Origin of the sequence: Albidovulum sediminicola (genome assembly GCF_025751575.1) — a bacterium.
GTDB classification, from domain to species: Bacteria; Pseudomonadota; Alphaproteobacteria; order Rhodobacterales; family Rhodobacteraceae; genus Albidovulum; species Albidovulum sediminicola.
In genome coordinates, this window is sequence record NZ_JAOWLA010000061.1 from 1 (window position 1) to 1,271 (window position 1,271).

At 64.3% G+C, this 1,271-nt stretch carries 1 protein-coding gene; it reads right to left on the bottom strand.

Going from position 1 to position 1,271, the window contains the following annotated elements:
* Window positions 1–18: 18 nt before the first annotated feature.
* A protein-coding gene (locus OE647_RS20075) for an IS3 family transposase (protein WP_263723542.1) occupies window positions 19–1,208 on the bottom strand; the annotation gives its coding sequence in 2 pieces (ribosomal slippage) (window positions 19–956 and window positions 956–1,208; 1,191 coding nt in all).
* Window positions 1,209–1,271 lie beyond the last annotated feature (63 nt).

The window sequence follows — 1,271 nt, forward strand, 5'->3', positions numbered from 1 at the left end:
TGACCTGCCACTGGTCTTTCATCCAGCCACGACCGGAGCCCGGTGGTTATTTACGCCTATTGGCGCGGGTTGAGCAATCGCCCGTCGCGCGGAGCTTTCATCTCGCGCAGCGGGACGGGCGATTGCGGTGGTCAGGTGCAGGGCGAACCCTGCAGGGGTTTGGTATCCGAGGGCCGAGTGGGGGCGCTCGGTGTTGTAGTCGGTCACCCAAGCCGCGATCAGATCGCGGGCATGGGCCAGGTTGCGAAACAGGGTTTCGTTGAGAAATTCGTCGCGCATCCTGCCATTGAAGCTTTCGACGAAGCCGTTCTGCATCGGCTTGCCCGGCGCGATGTAGTGCCATTCGATCCGGTTCTCGGCGCACCACTTCAGGATCGCGTTCGAGGTCAGCTCCGTTCCGTTGTCCGACACGATCATTCCCGGCTTGCCGCGACGTTCGATCAGCGCCGCCAGCTCCCGCGCAACGCGCCGGCCGGAGATCGACGTGTCCGGGATCGCGGCGAGGCATTCCCGCGTGACGTCATCGACGATGTTCAGCACCCGGAACCGCCGCCCGCACACAAACTGGTCGTGGACGAAGTCCAGTGACCAACGGGCATTTGCGCGCGCCTCGACCAAGATCGGGGCGCGTGTGCCGATGGCCTTACGCCGCGCGCGCCGCTTGCGGACGGTCAGCCCTTCCTCGCGGTAGAGCCGGTAGATCCGGTTGATGCCCGAGGGCTCGCCCTCCCGCCGGAGCAGGACGAAGAGCCGCCGGTAGCCGAACCGCCGACGCTCGTTGGCAAGCTCCCGCAATCGGCCGCGCAGTTCCGTGTCGGGCGCGCGTTGCGACCGATAGCGGATCGTCTTCCGATCCGCCCCGGCAATCTGGCACGCCCGTCGTTCCGACAGCCCGAACCGGGCCTTCAGATGCGCGACCGCCTCGCGCTTCACGACAGGCGTTACCACTTTTTTGAAACCAGCTCGCGCATCGCGGCCAGATCCAGCATCTGTTCCGCCAGGAGCTTCTTAAGCTTGGCGTTCTCCTCCTCGAGCGCCTTCAGCCGCTTCGCCTCGGAAACCGTCATGCCGCCATACTTGGCCTTCCAGTTGTAGAACGTCCCCTCCGACATGCCGTGCTTGCGGCATAGATCGGCGCAATTCGCGCCTGCCTCATGCTCGGCCAGAATGCCGATGATCTGCTCGTCGCTGTATCTCGTTCGCTTCATCGTCCGTCCCTTCGTTGGGTCGGACTCTAATCGCAGGTGGAGGAAAAATCCCGTGGCAGGTCA